This is a genomic window from Pseudidiomarina salinarum (assembly GCF_000753715.1).
Classification (GTDB): Bacteria; Pseudomonadota; Gammaproteobacteria; order Enterobacterales; family Alteromonadaceae; genus Pseudidiomarina; species Pseudidiomarina salinarum.
This window is the reverse complement of sequence record NZ_JPER01000004.1, coordinates 141,866-158,235: the sequence shown is the minus strand read 5'-3', so window position 1 is coordinate 158,235 and position 16,370 is coordinate 141,866. Positions and strand designations below refer to the sequence as shown.

Genomic DNA, 16,370 nt, shown 5'->3' with positions numbered 1-16,370 from the left:
ACAGGTTTTCTGACTGATGCGAAAGACGCTTCATAAATGGCACGGTTGGGCGGGGATCATTTTTATGGTCCCCTTTCTCGTTGTTTGCCTGACCGGCAGTATCATTGTTTTCAAAAAAGAGATCGACGCCTGGTTGCTCTCTGATCTGGCCTATATGGAGCCAACCGATCAGCCGCGTCTGCCATTAACTGAGCTCACTGCTCAGATCAACGCGCAACTGCCCAACTATGAAATTGGTAGCTGGGAGATTTTCCCGCAGGGCCATGATGAATCCGATCGCATCTTCGTGATTGAGCGCGGCACCGATGCATGGTCGAAAAGCTATCTGAACCCATATACGGGCGAAGTGTTGAGCGAGCCTGCGGAACCGGGCCACTATCTGACCGACTGGCTGGTGGAGCTGCATTACACGCTGTTGCTGAACGATATTAAGGGCCTGGACGAGCACTTAGGCCTGATCATCAGCTTTATTCTGGCGCTGTTTCTGGTGTTCATGGGTATCTCCGGGCTGATCATCTACCGGCGTTTCTGGGCGCGGCTGTTTACCCTGCGCTGGAATCAGCAAATGCTGATGGTATTTAGCGATCTGCACAAAATGTTTGGCACCTTTGCTTCTCCCATTCTGCTGATCCTGGGTATTACCGGCGGCTACTACAGCGGGCTGATTTACTACGAAGAGTGGCAAGAGCATAGCGCTGGCGCCGAGCACCACATCATGGATGAGCGGCTGTATTCAGATGATCTGAATATCGACGCTCTGGTGATCGACAGCCAGCAGCGCATTGAGGGCTTCAAGCCAACGTATCTGCTATTTCCGTTTGAGCCGGAATTGCCGTTTACTGTATTCGGCCGCGCGCCAACGGAGAACCCGCTGCTCAGCAATTACGGCAGCGTATCGAATTACGACCCGCACACCGGCGAGTATCTGAACACCTACAACCTGAATGAGCAGGGCAGCGGTGCCAAAACCCTCGACAGCTTCCGCCGTCTGCACTTCGGCACCTGGGGCGGTATGACCGTGAAGGTTATCTGGAGTATTGTCGGCGTCATCCCGCTGCTGCTAGCCATCACCGGCACCTACCTCTGGTACCAGCGCCGCAACAAGCGCGCCCGCAAGAAGTGATCTTCAGAAGCCTGCATAATCCGCAGGCTTCTTTTTAGCTAACGGTAGGAATTGACAATTAGACGTCTAAACGTCTATAATCCACCCGCAACATCAAGAGAAGAGCAACGCTCTCGCCAACCTGCTTTCGGGTAAGGTGGCCTCCGACTCCCAGTCGGGATGTGCCTATTATGAGAATAGGAATCATCAGAGATTGCTCTCCGTTTTTTAACTACTGAGGAGAGACCGCATGAACCAACCCCATGATTATGATCCAACCACCGCCCCTAACGCTTATCTGAAGCGCGTATTTACGCAGCCTGTACCGCGACAAATCACCTTCTCTGCTATGCTCGGCTCACGTCAGATCGAGACCATTTCGCTTGAGCAGTATTACTCTGCGTTGGCTAAGGATAAAGACTATTCATTGATCCAGTCCGTCATTACTGCTGACAAGAGCCATCCATCGCACTCACTGCATAGTCCTGTGCGTGGCTATATACTCGTTATCGATCAGGAGCCTGTAGCCACATTCGATTCGGGCGGCAATCCGGCGAGCTTCAATATTGAAGGCGAACTGGAACCCATAAGCAGTAGCGTCGAATCCGAAGATGGTACGCGGTTTGAAATCCACGAACCTGATGCGATTAGCTCAGCTGACAAATTGTACCGGCATTAGATCTGCCGGTTTTCGAGCGCTTGCATTGCCCCAAATAGGTTTCCCCTTCTTATTGCGCCAGACCCGCGCAGCACCTAAACTTAACGGCACACTAGATGGCAGTAAAAGGTAGACAACTTATGAAACTCACGGTTGAAGTAAGTAAGTATCCACTTGCGGAAGAGTACAAAGAGCCGATTAAAGGCTTTATTGACGAACTGAACAAACACGAGAAAGTAAAAGTGATTAGCAATACGCTGAGTACGCAGTTGTTTGGTGATTACGACGACGTGATGGCTGCGCTGCAGGGCTGCATTCGCTGGTCGTTTGAAAAGTATGGCAAGGTCGTCTTTGTTTGTAAGTTCCTCCACGGCGATTTGCGGCCATAAAATAGTAAGGTATTTATGAGTACACGATTTCATAAGCGAGTCGGGCGGATGCTGCGGCAGCCGTTCCGCAATCAGGTTTTGTCTAAATATGGCAAGGCGGTATTGGCGGATACCTGGAACGGTATGTTGTTGGTGGAAGCAGGTGATTTTGCTGTCGGCCGCAAGCTGCTTGATAAGGGCGAATATGACCGCCAGGATATTGAGTGGTTGGCGGAAAATCTGGGCGGTAAGGCCGGCCATATTGTGATAGTGGGTACTCACATCGGTTCGCTGTTGATTCCGCTGTCAAAAATCAGCGAGCGGGTAACCGGGTTCGAAGCTGATCTGACAAACTTTGAACTGGTGAGCCACAATTTACTGCTGAACCAGGTCTCCAACGCTAAGGTGAATAACAAAGCGGTTGGGGCAGAAGCTGGTGAAGTGACGGTGCGCCGTAATACGCTAAATACTGGTAACTCGTCGATATCGCTGAAGCCGGTTAAAGACCTGCCAACGGTTGATATGGTCACGCTGGACACCTGGTTAGCTGACGACAAAGATACAGTCAGCCTCATGGTGATGGATATTGAAGGCCATGAGCTGCATGCTTTAAAAGGCGGGAAGGACACGCTGGAACGCACTGAGATGCTGTATATCGAGTATTCGCCATCGCTACTGGAGAACCATGAATCGACCGGCGATGCCTTGCTGGAATACATCGGCCGGTTTTTCTCAGATATGTACATTCTGCACGGCGAGGTACAGCATTATTCGGTTAAGGAAGGTATGGATTACCTGGCTTCGTTATCCGGTAAACGGGGCCTTCTGCGAAATTTATTATTCACCAAGAAGCCCCTGCACGGCGCCTGATCCAAGCTGATCAGGCCGCGTCTTTACTGGCCTCGCCTTAATTTTTGCGCCGTTTTTTGCTATACTTACCCGTGAAAAGCACTTAAGAAATTGGCACACGAATGTTAGCTAAGAGAAAGGAGACTTTATGACTAGCCCAACCGATCCGAATGCCCGCAAAAATGAAGAAGGCCTGACTGAAGAAGAGCGTCGCCAGCAACAGGCGAAGCAGGATAAAGAAAATCAGAGCCGTGAAGATCAGCGTCGGCCAAATAAGACCCACGATAATCATTCACAGACTGACAAGCAGATTGCGCCCAAGCAACGTGGCCAGGACGCACAGTAAGCCTTAGCGCTGAACCTTTATCTTTGAACCATGTTCCGCGCATGTTTGACCAGCTCGTCCGGATCTTTGATCCGCTCGGGCTTGGTCACACCGCTTTTACAGGCCGGGCGCTCGCCTACCTGATCCAGCCAGCGTTGCAGGTGCGTAAGGCCCTCCGGGCTAACCCCTGACCAGTCCCAGGTTCGTACCCAGCACCAGTTAGCAATATCCGCCAGACCAAAGTTCTCACCCGCCAGATAAGTTGACTCACTCAGACGCCGATCCAGTACTTCAAACAACCGGCGGGACTCGTTCTGATAGCGATCAATAGCAGGCTGAATTTTCTCCGGGAAATACCGGTAAAACACATTTGCCTGACCCATCATGGGGCCGACTGCGCTCATCTGGAACATCAGCCATTGCATCATTTGCGAGCGTTCTTTCATATCCGCAGGCCGCAGCTTGTTATATTTCTCGGCCAGATAAAGCATGATGGCACCGGATTCGAACACCGCAAAATCGTCGTTATCGCGGTCCACAATGACTGGAATACGGCCGTTCGGATTGCGCTGCAGGAACTCCGGCTGTTTCTGTTCATTCTGGCCGAGGTCGACGGCAATCAGGTTATAGTCCACGCCCATTTCATCCAGGGTGACTGTGACTTTATGGCCGTTGGGTGTGGGCGCTGTGTAAAGGTCAATCATATGAATCCTCCTTCGTCTCGGACTAAACGCTGGCCGATGAACGGCCTTTAATGCGCTGATACCATTCCTGCAGATGAGGCAGCTCAAGCTCAGACACACGGATTTGCACAACCCGCGCAAATTCAACGGTGGTAAAGGCATTGATGTCCGCCGCTGTGAAGCGGTCACAACAAATATAGTCGCGATCGGCCAGTTGGCTATTCAGAAACTCCATAAAGCTGATGATATTTTTATGGCACTCTTCGCCCCACTCAGGAATGGGCTTCATGCGATCTTTGAAATAGCCGGTGGAATGCTGAAAGCACATGCCCGTTGGCATAAAGAAGTAAAACTCCACCCAGCGCAGCCACTGTTCCACAAGGGCTTTTTCGCGCGGCGTGTCGCCGAGCATGGTTGGGGCATCAGGGTAGGCCGCTTCAAAGTAACGGCAGATGGCCATGGTTTCGGCGATATGGTTGCCGTCATCCAGCTCCAGCACCGGTACCTTTTTCATCGGGTTACGCGCGGCGAATTCCGCCGTCCGGTTCTCACCCTTCAGCAGGTCAATTTCAACAAACTCGACCTGATCCAGCAGCTCTTTTTCGGCAAGAAACATCCGCACGCGGCGTGGGTTGGGTGCGATAGCCGTTTCATATAATTTCATACAACCTCCCTTCGATGGGTCTGTGGTTTGTCAGCAATCCTCTCAGCCTATCATGTTAGCTAATCTGTGCTAGGCTTAAATGTGAACCCTTGATTTGTTTCACTAACTATACAACAAGGAGTAATTATGGATATTTTATATACTGCGAATGTGACTGCTACTGGCGGCCGCGATGGTCGCGCAAAATCCGATGACGGCCTGCTGGATGTAAAACTGACGCCACCTGAAGCACTCGGCGGCTCCGGCGGCGCAACCAATCCCGAGCAGTTGTTTGCGGCTGGTTTTTCCGCCTGTTTTCTTGGCGCCATGAAGCATGTCGCCAAAGAAGAGAAAATAAAGATTCCCGGCGATGCGCGGGTGCAGGCGAAAGTTGGCATCGGCAAGCAAGAGCCGGGCTTCGCTATTACCGCTACCCTGGATATTTATGTACCGGGTATGGATGATGACACCGCCGATAAACTCATCGAAAAAGCGGATAAAGTTTGTCCTTACGCCACCGCGGTGCGCGGCAATGTGGATGTAAAACTTAACATCCATACCTCCAGCTAAACCAGTTGTAATATGAATGACGCTGCGAGCTGATAAACTAAACTGAAACATTGGTTTAGGAGCACGACATGAGTCAGCATCAGTCATTAGTTCGCAGCACCTCATTACCCGGCGCCATTTTACTTGGCCTGGGTTCCATTATCGGAACCGGCGCTTTTGTCAGCGTCGGTTTTGGCGTTGAATTAGCCGGTAACTGGATCATCTGGGCCATCCTGCTGGCTGCGCTGGTTGCTACCTGCAACGGTTTATCCAGTGCCCAGCTGGCCGCCATTCACCCAGTTAGCGGCGGCACCTACGAATACGGCTACGAATTTCTCACCCATGATTTAGGCTTCACTGCCGGCTGGCTTTTTGTCTTAGCTAAAAGCGCCTCCGCGGCTACTGCTGCTTTGGCGGTCGGTTTTGCCATTACCGGCTGGTTTGGCGGGCCGGTATGGCTGACACAGCTGATTGGCGGCGTGGTGTTACTGGCGCTCACTTTGCTGGTACTGGGTGGTTTACGGCGCTCCAACCAGGCCAATGCAGTGCTGGTAGGGCTCGCAATTCTGGGCTTGCTTATTTTCATCGGCTACAGCTTCAGCCTGCCGGCACCAGACCAGCTGCAGCTGCCCATCCCTAAGGGCGAGCCCGGTGGGCTATTAGCTGCAGCAGCGCTGCTATTCGTGGCCTACACCGGCTATGGGCGCATCGCCACCATGGGTGAAGAAGTACAGAATCCCCGCCATGTGATACCGCGCGCTATTGTGGTTACTATGTTGGTTGTGACCCTAGTGTACCTGGCTATTGGCTGGGCCCTGCTGCAGTATCCGGCCTTTACCCGCAGCGAGGATTTTGTGCTGGCGAATCTGATCGAAGCTGGTCATGGTGCCGGGGTAACGCGCTGGCTGGTAACCCTGGCAGCATTGATTGCTATGTGCGGCGTTATTCTTAACTTGCTGTTAGGGGTATCGAGGGTGATACTGGCTATGGCCCGCCGCAATGATCTGCCCAGAGGGCTTGCGCTGTTAAACCCGGCGCGCACCTCAGCTCCGGCGGCCGTATGGCTGACCTTTGCCGTAATGATGGTACTGGTGGCTATCGGCGATCTCCGACTGGCCTGGTCGTTCAGCGCTTTTACCGTGTTGATTTACTACAGCATAACGAACCTGGCGGCGCTGCGAATTTTACCGGCGCAACGTTTTGTTCCCCGTTGGATTTCAGTACTAGGCCTGTTGAGTTGTCTGGGGTTAGCCGTTTTTGTAGATTTGACCGTAGTCATTACAGGAGTTGCACTCATGTTTATCGGGCTGGTATGGCACAGGACACGCTATAGCCCGGTTTAAAAGCGAGGCATTTATGCCGACAGAAGTGCTTAGTCCGGTAGTAACCAACCTGGTTGTGGTTGGTTTGATCATCGCAGTTATCGTTGCTGGCGCGAGCTGGTTTCGCAGTAATCGCGCCCGCAAGCGGCTAGAGCGCCTGCTCGAAGCAAAATATAAGGCGCTTGGTGCGCTGGTGGCCAATAAATCCCTGAACGATAAGCTAAACGAAATATGTGGCTTGATTGAGTCGCAAATTCCGGGATCCTTCTGCACCATAATGCGGGTGGGCAATGACAAAGATGTGCTCAACGCTGTCGCAGTAAAGCAATTTCCCCAGTCTTTTTATGATGCGCTGCAGAACTTCCCTATTTCCGAAAGCTCGGGCGCCTGTGGGCCAGCAGTTTTGAGCGGACAGCCTGTGATCGTGCCGGATTTGAAGGGGGACGAGCGTTTTGATGGGTTCCGGGGCCTGATGAAGAAACACAATCTGCGGGCTGCCTGGTCATTCCCGGTGTTTGCCATTCAAACGGGAGAAGTCGTTGGTACCTTTGCGGTCTATTTCTGCAGCCACCGCCGGCCCACTAAACCCGAAAGTACTTTGATTGAGCGCAGTCGGGATTTAGTTTCTTTAGTCATTGAACAGAATGAAGAGCGTCTGCGCCGCGAGCGCAGCGAGCAACACCACCGTTCATTGTTTACCTATAACGCTGACCCTGTATTTACCCTGGGTCTGGATGGTGTTTTTCTTAGTATGAATGATGCCGGTGGATCACTCACTGGCTTTGACAAGGCGGATATGGTCGGTCAGCACTACGAGATGGTGGTGGACGAGGCGGACCGCGACTGTACCCGTAAACATTTTGAAGCTGCGACCAAAGGTAAAGCTCAGTCTTATGAGATCAGATTAACCACCAAGGGGGGCGAGAAGCGCACTATTCAAGTGACCAATACCCCAATCTTTATTGATGGAGAGGTAACCGGTGTACACGGTATTGCGCGAGATGTGACACAGCAGCGTGAAACAGAAAAGAAACTGAAAGTTCTGGAGCGCAGCGTCGAAGCCAGCGTAAATGGTGTTCTCATCTGTGATGCGAATAAGCCGGGATTTCCTGTCATATATGCTAATCCGGCCTTCACCGAAATAACCGGCTACAGCGAAGAAGAGCTTATGGGTAAATCCTGCAATCTGTTGCAGGGGGAAGAAACAGATGAAGAAACCGTAGAGGAGATTCGGGAGGCATTGCGGAACCAGCGGGAGATCCGAACCGTTATCCGTAATTATCGCAAGGACGGAACACCGTTCTGGAACGAACTAAGAATTGCTCCGGTGTCGGGTGACAGCAATGTCATCACCCATTTTGTCGGCGTACAAACGGATATTACTGAGCGGGTAAACCGTGAAGAACAGCTGGCTTTTCATGCTGCTCATGATGTTTTAACCAGATTGCCCAACCGCACGGCACTGGAACAGCGCCTGGATGAGGCGCTGGCAGAGTGCGGTGATGAGTCGGATTGCCAGGTGTATGTTCTCTTTATTGATCTGGACGGTTTTAAACCCATCAATGATAGCCTGGGTCATCGTATAGGTGATGACATTTTGGTACAGACTGCGAACCGGTTACGTAGCGCGTTACCGAAGCAGGAACTCCTTGCCCGCTTTGGCGGCGATGAGTTTGTCGCTGTGCTCAGCCACTTAGACCATCGTGATCAGGTACTCACTCTGGTTGAGCATCTGCTGAATCAATTTCATGAACCCTATCGCATTGAAGATATTGAAGTGTCGCTGTCGGCCACCGTGGGCATCGCTGACAGTGGCTTGCCCTTTCATCATCCGATGGAACTGATTCAACGGGCCGATGTAGCCATGTATGAAGCTAAACACCGCGGTGGTGGCGCCTGGCAGTGGTTCTCGCACGCGATGGACGAAGGCATGCAGCTGCAGGTTGAGATGCGGGCATTTATTCACGATGCTATTAATCAGCAACAGTTTGAGTTGTTTTATCAGCCAATCATTAATCAAAAGGAAGAGATTGTTGCGGTGGAGGCACTGATCCGGTGGCAACACCCGCAACGCGGCTTTATTTCGCCAGCTGAATTTATTCCGTTAGCTGAGCGTAGCGGGCAGATCATTGCCATCAGTGACTGGGTTCTGGAACGGGCCTGTGGGGATCGGGCGCGGCTGAAAGAGCTGGGCATCCCCACCATTTCTGTCAATTTTTCGCCCATCCAGTTTTACCGCGATGATTTTATCGACAAGATTAAAGCCGCCGTGGAAAACTTTGCGATTAAGCCCGGTGAAATTGTTATTGAAATCACCGAGAATGTGCTGGTACGTGACAGTGAGCAAATTCAGTGGCAACTTGAGCAGTTGCAGGAACTTGGCTTCTCCATTGCCATTGATGATTTTGGTACTGGCTTTGCCAGCTTACGTTATCTCGGGACGCTGCCGGTCAATATATTAAAAATTGACCGCAGCTTTGTGCAGAATATTGACCACAATCAGCGCAACGCCGCCATTGCCCGGGGCGTGTTAGCCATGACCTCGGAACTGGGTATTAAAGCGGTTGCTGAAGGTGTGGAAACGGATGCCGAGCACGAGTACCTGCGGAAGCATGACTGCGCGCTGATGCAGGGCTTTAAATTCTGTAAGCCGCAGCCTCTGGACAAGCTCGCTGACTGGGTAAAAGAGCAAAAAAAAGTGGCCCGTAAAGAGCCACTTAAATAAGCCTGTCCAGGGAGTCAGACCTTAGAAGTTATATTCCAGTCCAATCGAAACCATTTGTGGTTTGTTAGGCCGCGCACCGTCCGGTCTGCGTGAGATAATCACTTGCTCGTCAAACAGATTGTCGACTTTCAGGAATACTGTGGCTGCCGGGGTCAGCGGGTAACGGCTGATGAAATCCAGGGTAAACAGAGACTCAGTTTCTGCGAACGCGCTGGTGCTGCGGTTACAACCTACGCTTACACAGGTTTCGCCCATGTATTTGGCAACAAAGTGATTATCCCAGCCACTGTTGTGCTTCAGGCCCAGTTGCATGCTGAACACATGCTCCGGAATGTCGGCCAGTTCATCGCCATCCATCACCCCGGTAACCGGATTGTCGGCACTGATTTCAGCGCTTGAGTAGGTGTAGTTCAGGTGTGCTGGAATAACAAACTCGCCAAAGCTCCAGGCATTGCCTAATTGCATCTCGATACCCTGTACCAGGGCTTCGCCAGTTATGAAGTTGCCTGAGGTAGCACCGTTGCTGCAGGGGCTAGCCAGTGAACAGCTCTCTGCCTGATTGTTAAAGTCACTACGGAAGCCAATCACTTCAGCGAACAGGGCGGCGGCCTGATAACGGGCGCCCAGTTCATAGTTGGTGCTGGTTTCTGGCTCGTCAGATGCCTTAGCGCCCCCACCTAACGGTGCGAAGCCGCGGTGCACGCCACCCAGCAGCTGCCAGTTGTCATCAACGGTGTAGGTGAAGGACGCGCCTGGTAGCACTTCAGAGGTGCTGTTGCTGCGTTCGCTGCCCAGTACTGAGCGATCCACGGTGCTGAACTGCTGGCGGTAGCTGTCGACGTTTTCATAGCGCACCGCCAGGTTGACCATCAGATCAGCAGTCGCCTGCCAGCTATCGGTAACCCACAGTGACACCGCGTCAGCGCCTTCGAGACGGTTATTGCCGCCAGTGGGCTGAATGACATCCTGGAATACCAGGCTGCCGTTAACCTGATCATAAACTTCCACGGGCTGGAAACGATCCATCTCGTCAGTATGGTCGCGGGCACCCAGTTGCAGCTGGTGGTCGCCAAGGTCTAGGCCTAAGTTCAGCTCGATACCATAGGATTCATAAGCACGGTTGTTGTGTTTGTAATCCAGGCCCTGAACGTCCTCTTGGCCGTGCAAAATCGCCAGTGCATTAGCATCGCCATTGTTAGCGGCGTTAATCAGCGAGCCGAAGCTACCTTTGAACCAGTCGCGCTTGAATTCATTACGATAACCGATGGCTGTCAGGGTCATGGTGTCAGTCAGGTCAACATCATAGGTCAGGGTGAAACCTTTATGTTGGTTGTCCATCTGATCAATTTCGGTTAAGCCATAACGGCGGTTCGGGTTTTCCGCAAAGTCAGTATCGGTCAGGCCCGCGTAGGTTTCGTTGGATACCTGTTCTGAGTACTGGAACTTCGCCAGAAGGCTCTGACGCTCACCCGTCCAGCTGAGCTTAACCAGATAATCTTCGATCTCAAAACCAGAATCCTGGTTGCTGCGATCGATGTCTTTAAAGCCGTCGGTGCTGCGCTGCACGGTATCAAACAGGAAGCCGAAATCGCCGTGGCGACCGCCGTAAAAGGCATGGATGTCCTGGGTGTTGTATTCACCGATTTTGGTGGTGACCTGGCCGCTATTCTCTTGTGGAATAGGTGTGGTGATCATATTGATCACGCCGCCTGTGGTCTGTGGCCCATAGCGCAACAATGGCGCGCCCTTTAACACTTCAAGGGTATGCAGGCGATAGGCTTCAGGGAAATAGTATGCAGCCGGGTTCGAATATGGGGCCGGGGCGATCATCACGCCATCTTCGAGCAGGGTGACCTTGCTGCTGCGACCGCCGCTGGCGGCGCGGATGCCAATGTTAGGGCGCAGGCCAAAGCCTTCCTCTTCACGCACATAGACACCGGGTACGGTTTTCAGTAACTGGTTAATATCGGTGCTGTTTTCGATGGTGATTTGTTCTTCGTCGATAACGGCGCTGGAGCCGGCGACGGTGCGGGCGTCTTGCTTGCTACCGACAATCTGGATGATTTCGAGCTGGCCGGCGGCGGTGGTGCGGTCACGATCTGGCTGATCAGTCTGCTGCGCAGTGGTTTGTGCAATGGCTGGTACGCTTAACAATGCCAGTGAAATGGCGCTTGCTATAACAGAGCGGTTCATAGCTTTTCCCCGAATGATTAATGGATTATTGTTCTCGGGGAAGGATTATAAATGCAAACCATTCGCATTTGCAATGACAAATAAGAATTATTCCTATTTAGGTAGATACTGATTAGCCGCTGTTAAACCACAAACAGATTCCGGTACATGCGTTCGGCATAATCGTCCGTCATGCCGGCGATGTAGTCGCATAAAATACGATCGGCGCCTACCTGGCCTTCCTGCTCATAAGCTGCCTGCCAGCGGGCCCGGGTATTGCGGGGCAGCAAGCGCTGCGGTTCAGTATGAAAAGCAGTAAATAAATCGCCCAGCATAGTCTGGCTGCGATAGCGCAGCTGCTGGATTTCGGGCTGGTTAATCACATGCTCAAACACCACTGCTTTGAGGCTGTTCAGCAAATGGCGTTCGCTGTCGGGCAGACAAGCGTTGTAGCGCACCAGGGGCTCGCTGGCATCCGGCAGCACCTGTTCAAGGCGTACTGTGGTCACAAAAATATTCACCAGCGCGCCGATGGCATTTTTACGCAGATGGTGTTCACTGCCGAACAACTGCTCACTGAGCTGCTGCATCAGTTTCGCCAGCTCCGGATCCAGCTGCTCGAGTACCTTACCCAGGTGCTGATGCCATTGTGCTTCGTTCAGGGTGCCAGTAACCACGGCGTCTTCCAGGTCATGCACACCATAGGCAATATCATCGGCCAGTTCCATCAGCGAGGCGTCCAGCGACTTGTGCAGGGAGCGCTGCCAGGGGCTGGCTTTAAGCCGCTCTACCTGCTGGAATAGTTCACGATCCTGCGCGTTTAAGGGCTCGAGCACCCAGTCAAGCAGATCAGCGTCACAGGCAAAGAGCGCCTTGGCCGGTTTCCACTGTGCCAGGCTGCCGGGCCGGTCGAAGTTATCGGGAGCTGGTAGTGGTGGCATCAGTACCGGGTATTTCAGCAGACCGAGCAGGCTGCGCCGAGTCAGATCCATGCCGTGATCAGGGTGATAGGCCTCAAGCTTACCGACAATACGAAACGTCTGGCCGTTGCCTTCAAAGCCGCCGGATTTGAGCATCTTAAAATTCAGTGCGGTTTCGCCGCCATGACCAAAGGGTGGGTGGCCGATATCATGGGCCAGGCACAGGGTTTCCATCAGGTTCAGATCAGGCAACAGGGCTTTCATGGTGTCATCACACACATGTTGCAGCTGGTTAATCAGTGAGGAGCCGATCTGTGCCGCTTCCAGCGAGTGCGTCAGGCGCGTGCGGTAAAAGTCATTCTCACCCACGTTCATGATCTGGGTTTTCGACTGCAGCCGGCGGAATGCGGCCGAATGCAATACCCGGGCGCGATCCCGTTGCCATGGGGTACGGCGGTCGCCGGGCCGGTTGAGCGGAGCTTCTGATCGGCGAGCTTGCCAGTGGGCATTCATGGGCAGACATCCTTGCTTGGTTTGTTCTCTATAGTACGGGAGGGCGCGCCCTGCTGACAACCTCCAGTTATTTGTAAAATAAGGATTTGTGGACCAGACTTAATGCTTATTCTGAACTAACAGAACAACTTAGCGAAAAGGAGCGCCTGTGGAATCCGTTGATCCGACCTTTTGGCAAATGTATGGTGAAGCGGCCAAAACCGCTTTAGGTTTCTTCTGGAAAGCCGGTTGGGCTTTCGTTCTGGGTTATGCCATTTCGGCCATGATTCAGGTGTTTGTACCGAAGCACCGGCTGGTCCGCCACATGGGTGAGGCGTCGGTGCGCAGTACCGCGTTGTCCACCGCTTTTGGCACCATTTCGTCCAGCTGCTCCTTTGCCGCGCTGGCGGCAGCACGCTCGCTCTTTGTTAAGGGCGCGCACTTTATCCTCATTGTGGCCTTCATGTTCGCCTCGACCAACCTGGTCATCGAGCTGGGTATCCTGATCCTGATCTTTCTTGGCTGGCAGTACCTGGTAGCAGAAATCATCGGCGGCCTGATACTGATCACCATCAGCGCCATGCTGATTAAGTTCACCTATCCCAAAGGCTGGATCAAAAAAGCCCGGGAGAAGGCCGAGGGCGATGCGCCCAAAGAAGAGGATTTTTCGCCGCTTGAGCGCATGCGCAGCGCCAAGGGCTGGCGCATGGTCGGTAATCAGTTTGTGATGGAATGGCAGATGGTCTGGAAAGAAATCCTGATCGGCTTTACCGTCGCGGGGTTTATGAAGGTATTTGTACCGGACGCATTCTGGAAGGCGCTGTTCCTGCACGGTTACAGAGACACCCTGCCGGAGTTGCTGATTGTGCTGCAAAACGCCATTGTCGGGCCTTTCGTGGCGGCGCTGACCTTTATTGGCTCGATGGGGAATATCCCGCTGGCCACGGTACTGGCCGGGTCAGGGGTAAGTTTTGCGGGGGTTATGGCCTTTATCTATTCTGATCTCATGGTGCCGCCGCTGGTGCGCGTCAATGCCAAGTACTACGGCTGGCGCGTCGCCTTTTACATTGCCGGCATCATGCTGGTATCTATTGTCGCGACCGCGCTGATCCTGCACTTCGGCTTTGCTGCCTTTAATCTGATCCCGGAAGCGACCCAAAGCGCCGTGATGAGTGAGCAGTTCGCCATTGACTACACCTTTTTCTTCAACCTTGCGTTCGTGGCGCTGGCTGCATATATGGTTTACCTGCACTGGCGGCATAAGCAGCACAGCGAGCATGGGCACGACCATGACCATGGTGACGGCGGCGGTTTTTCGCTACAGGACTGGGTTGTGCTGATTTTTATACTTGGCTTGGTGGGCGGTATTATTGCCTTCGCAACCACTGGCGGGGTGCCGTCGGGCGCGCAGTAAGCGACGTTGTCAGCTTGTGAAGATCACCACATCATCGCTGATGTAGTCGATGCGCAGCTGGTACTGGCTGGCGAGCCAGTCCATGGTGTCGCGGTGAAAAAAAGTGATATGAGTGGGGTCGTTTTTGTATGACCAGCCCGCAAATTGTTGCGGATCACGCCAACGCTTGGTCATGATGGTCAGGTAGCCGCCGGGTTTGAGGCAGCGAAGCAGCTGTTCAATGATATTGCGGGGGGCACTCAGGTGTTCAGCCACCTCGGTGGCGGTGATAAAGTCATAGGTTTCGCTGAGTAACTCCGGGCGGTTGGCGTAATAGTAGTCGTAGTCAGCGCAGGCAAAGCCTCTGGCGCGCATCATTCCCGATAATGTCGGCCCCGGCCCTGAACCAAAATCCAGGCCGCTCGCGCCCGGCTGCAAACGCTCGGCTAACGGCGCCACTGCTCTATTTAAAAAACGACGATAGCCCGGGTCATCAGGGTTGTTTTCGTGTAAGTCATAAACGGCTTTTTCTGCTGCTTCATCCAGGTGGTATTGCGCAGGCACCCACACCAGCTGACAGTCCAGGCAGCGCTTGAATTCGCGGCCAGCCAGCGGGCCTTTGGGCTGCTGGTAGAACAACTCCGAAGCGGCGTTTTTACACAGCGGACAGTTCATGGTTTCTTGCTTTGTCGATCAACGGCAAGCCGTGCGCAGTTGCGGCCTTCTGTTTTTGCCCGGTACATAGCCTGGTCGGCAAGCCTTATTAAGATATTGCCTTTAATACTATGCTCAGGGAAAAGTGCAACGCCAATACTGGCGGTTATCATGAGTGATAAATCATTAATTAAAAATGGCCGGGCCAGTTCAGCGCAGATACGCTCAGCGACATCTGTGGCGACAGCTTCTGCGATTTCCGGGGGCTCAAGATCATTCAGCAAGGCAATAAATTCATCGCCGCCGGCCCGGCAAGCAATGTCTCCCTGACGTAAGGTGCTAGACAGCCGGCGCGCCACCTCCATCAGGAGCAAATCACCGACGTCGTGACCATGGGTATCGTTTACCGGTTTAAACTTATCCAGATCAATGAAAAGCACGGCCAGGGCTCGATTTTTACGGGTGGCCCGGGTCACGTTATGCTCGAGAAGTTCATTGAAGTGGGCGCGATTAGGTAGCCCGGTTAGCATGTCGGTGTGGGCCATTATCGCGATTTTATCGCTGCGTTTCCGACGTTCGGTCACATCGTGCAGGTAGCCGCTACGCACTAGGCTCCCATCAGCGAGCTGCTTGCCCCGTTCATAAGCTTCCAGCCATATCCAGCTGCCGTCGTGCTTCTTTATGCGAAATTCAAAGTGACGGGGTTTACCATGAGCTGCTGCTTCGTCGCCTTGGGTGAGAACAATATCAATATCTTCAGGATGAATGAAACTAAGGATCACGGTGGCGTCTTTTGCGACACTCGCTGCGGGCACCCCAAACCATTCAGTCATGATAGGGCTGATAAAGGGAAAGCTAAGGCGCCCGTCAGCTTCTTTTTTGAACTGATATATGGCGCCCGGAATGTCCTTAATTAATTGGTGCCAGTCCATATTGATAAACACCGTACTTAAAAAGTTGGTGGATAATTAATCACGAAAGTTTTCAAACTGCAACGGCTGTTCGATATCGGACTGCTTTAATACGGCAATAGCTTGCTGTAGATCATCTCTTTTCTTACCAGTGACACGAACTTTGTCACCCTGGATGGAGGCTTGCACCTTGAGTTTCTGATCTTTGAGGAGTTTTACGATCTTTTTCGCAACGGGCTGCTCGATGCCCTGCTTGAAGGTAATCGGCAGGCTATGGAGTTTACCGCTATGAATGGGCTCATCGGGCATTTCGGTACCGGCCAGATCGATGTTCCGCTTGGCGCAATGGCTATTGAAGATATCCTGCAACTGACGTACCTGGAATTCCGATTCGGAAGTCAGGGTTACCGTGAGGTCTTTTAACTCGATGCGCGCTTCGACGTTGCGAAAATCAAAGCGGGTGGTTACTTCGCGGTTAGCGTTATCGACGGCGTTTTTCAGTTCAACTTTATCGACTTCTGAAGCGATATCGAAACTAGGCATAGTAAGCTCTCATGCGTGTGGGATAGTTAGCTGTAAATGCTATCCCACAACGACAGAGGCC

16 protein-coding genes and 1 riboswitch are annotated in these 16,370 nt (G+C 52.7%); of the genes, 9 read left to right on the top strand and 7 right to left on the bottom strand.

Annotated features, from left to right (window positions below; all coding sequences use genetic code 11):
* The first annotated feature begins 16 nt into the window (after positions 1-16).
* The 5 genes from IDSA_RS08370 (at position 17) to IDSA_RS08350 (ending at position 3,323) form a co-directional block, all read left to right on the top strand.
* A complete protein-coding gene (locus IDSA_RS08370) occupies positions 17-1,123 on the top strand; it encodes a PepSY-associated TM helix domain-containing protein (protein WP_034775922.1) in 1,107 nt (368 codons plus the stop codon).
* Between the two features lie 85 nt (positions 1,124-1,208).
* Positions 1,209-1,320: riboswitch (SAM-I-IV-variant riboswitch) on the top strand.
* 32 nt (positions 1,321-1,352) lie between these two features.
* Positions 1,353-1,781: a hypothetical protein gene (locus IDSA_RS08365; protein ID WP_034775919.1), complete on the top strand. Its 429-nt coding sequence runs from the start codon at positions 1,353-1,355 to the stop codon at positions 1,779-1,781.
* Positions 1,782-1,900: 119 nt separating this feature from the next.
* Positions 1,901-2,149: a YkoF family thiamine/hydroxymethylpyrimidine-binding protein gene (locus tag IDSA_RS08360; protein ID WP_034775916.1), complete on the top strand. Its 249-nt coding sequence runs from the start codon at positions 1,901-1,903 to the stop codon at positions 2,147-2,149.
* Positions 2,150-2,164: 15 nt separating this feature from the next.
* The gene (locus IDSA_RS08355) at positions 2,165-2,998 is read left to right on the top strand and encodes an FkbM family methyltransferase (protein WP_084694086.1); all 834 of its coding nucleotides are present in this window, start codon (positions 2,165-2,167) and stop codon (positions 2,996-2,998) included.
* A gap of 127 nt (positions 2,999-3,125) precedes the next feature.
* Entirely contained in the window at positions 3,126-3,323 is a 198-nt protein-coding gene (locus IDSA_RS08350; RefSeq protein ID WP_034775910.1) for a hypothetical protein, read from the top strand.
* Between the two features lie 17 nt (positions 3,324-3,340).
* On the opposite strand, the gene IDSA_RS08345 is transcribed toward IDSA_RS08350, so the two are convergent.
* Positions 3,341-4,006, bottom strand: a complete 666-nt coding sequence (locus tag IDSA_RS08345) for a glutathione S-transferase family protein (protein WP_034775908.1) — start codon at positions 4,004-4,006, stop codon at positions 3,341-3,343.
* A 22-nt stretch (positions 4,007-4,028) separates the two neighbouring features.
* Entirely contained in the window at positions 4,029-4,649 is a 621-nt protein-coding gene (locus IDSA_RS08340) for a glutathione S-transferase family protein (protein ID WP_034775906.1), read from the bottom strand.
* A 126-nt stretch (positions 4,650-4,775) separates the two neighbouring features.
* On the opposite strand from IDSA_RS08340, the gene IDSA_RS08335 reads away from it, so the two are divergent.
* From IDSA_RS08335 to IDSA_RS08325, 3 genes are all read left to right on the top strand, one after another.
* Positions 4,776-5,198 (top strand): organic hydroperoxide resistance protein, encoded by a 423-nt coding sequence (locus IDSA_RS08335; RefSeq protein ID WP_034775904.1) that lies wholly within the window; start codon positions 4,776-4,778, stop codon positions 5,196-5,198.
* 68 nt (positions 5,199-5,266) lie between these two features.
* The gene (locus IDSA_RS08330; protein ID WP_034775902.1) at positions 5,267-6,520 is read left to right on the top strand and encodes an APC family permease; all 1,254 of its coding nucleotides are present in this window, start codon (positions 5,267-5,269) and stop codon (positions 6,518-6,520) included.
* Between the two features lie 13 nt (positions 6,521-6,533).
* The gene (locus tag IDSA_RS08325; protein WP_051986183.1) at positions 6,534-9,224 is read left to right on the top strand and encodes a bifunctional diguanylate cyclase/phosphodiesterase; all 2,691 of its coding nucleotides are present in this window, start codon (positions 6,534-6,536) and stop codon (positions 9,222-9,224) included.
* A gap of 21 nt (positions 9,225-9,245) precedes the next feature.
* Here the strand turns inward: IDSA_RS08325 and IDSA_RS08320 are convergent, their stop codons facing one another.
* Entirely contained in the window at positions 9,246-11,417 is a 2,172-nt protein-coding gene (locus tag IDSA_RS08320; RefSeq protein ID WP_034775897.1) for a TonB-dependent receptor family protein, read from the bottom strand.
* A gap of 122 nt (positions 11,418-11,539) precedes the next feature.
* Positions 11,540-12,829 (bottom strand): anti-phage deoxyguanosine triphosphatase, encoded by a 1,290-nt coding sequence (locus tag IDSA_RS08315; protein ID WP_034775894.1) that lies wholly within the window; start codon positions 12,827-12,829, stop codon positions 11,540-11,542.
* Between the two features lie 148 nt (positions 12,830-12,977).
* Here IDSA_RS08315 and IDSA_RS08310 point away from each other — a divergent pair, with 148 nt between their 5' ends.
* Positions 12,978-14,222 (top strand): permease, encoded by a 1,245-nt coding sequence (locus IDSA_RS08310; protein WP_232221284.1) that lies wholly within the window; start codon positions 12,978-12,980, stop codon positions 14,220-14,222.
* A gap of 9 nt (positions 14,223-14,231) precedes the next feature.
* On the opposite strand, the gene IDSA_RS08305 is transcribed toward IDSA_RS08310, so the two are convergent.
* The 3 genes from IDSA_RS08305 to IDSA_RS08295 are packed head-to-tail and all read right to left on the bottom strand — an operon-like array spanning position 14,232 to position 16,309.
* Complete coding sequence (locus tag IDSA_RS08305; RefSeq protein ID WP_034775892.1) at positions 14,232-14,876, bottom strand: class I SAM-dependent methyltransferase; 645 nt, start codon at positions 14,874-14,876, stop codon at positions 14,232-14,234.
* Positions 14,873-15,787 (bottom strand): sensor domain-containing diguanylate cyclase, encoded by a 915-nt coding sequence (locus tag IDSA_RS08300; RefSeq protein WP_051986182.1) that lies wholly within the window; start codon positions 15,785-15,787, stop codon positions 14,873-14,875. The genes IDSA_RS08305 and IDSA_RS08300 overlap by 4 nt, the downstream gene beginning before the upstream one ends.
* A gap of 36 nt (positions 15,788-15,823) precedes the next feature.
* Entirely contained in the window at positions 15,824-16,309 is a 486-nt protein-coding gene (locus tag IDSA_RS08295; RefSeq protein WP_034775889.1) for a YajQ family cyclic di-GMP-binding protein, read from the bottom strand.
* Positions 16,310-16,370: the final 61 nt, after the last annotated feature.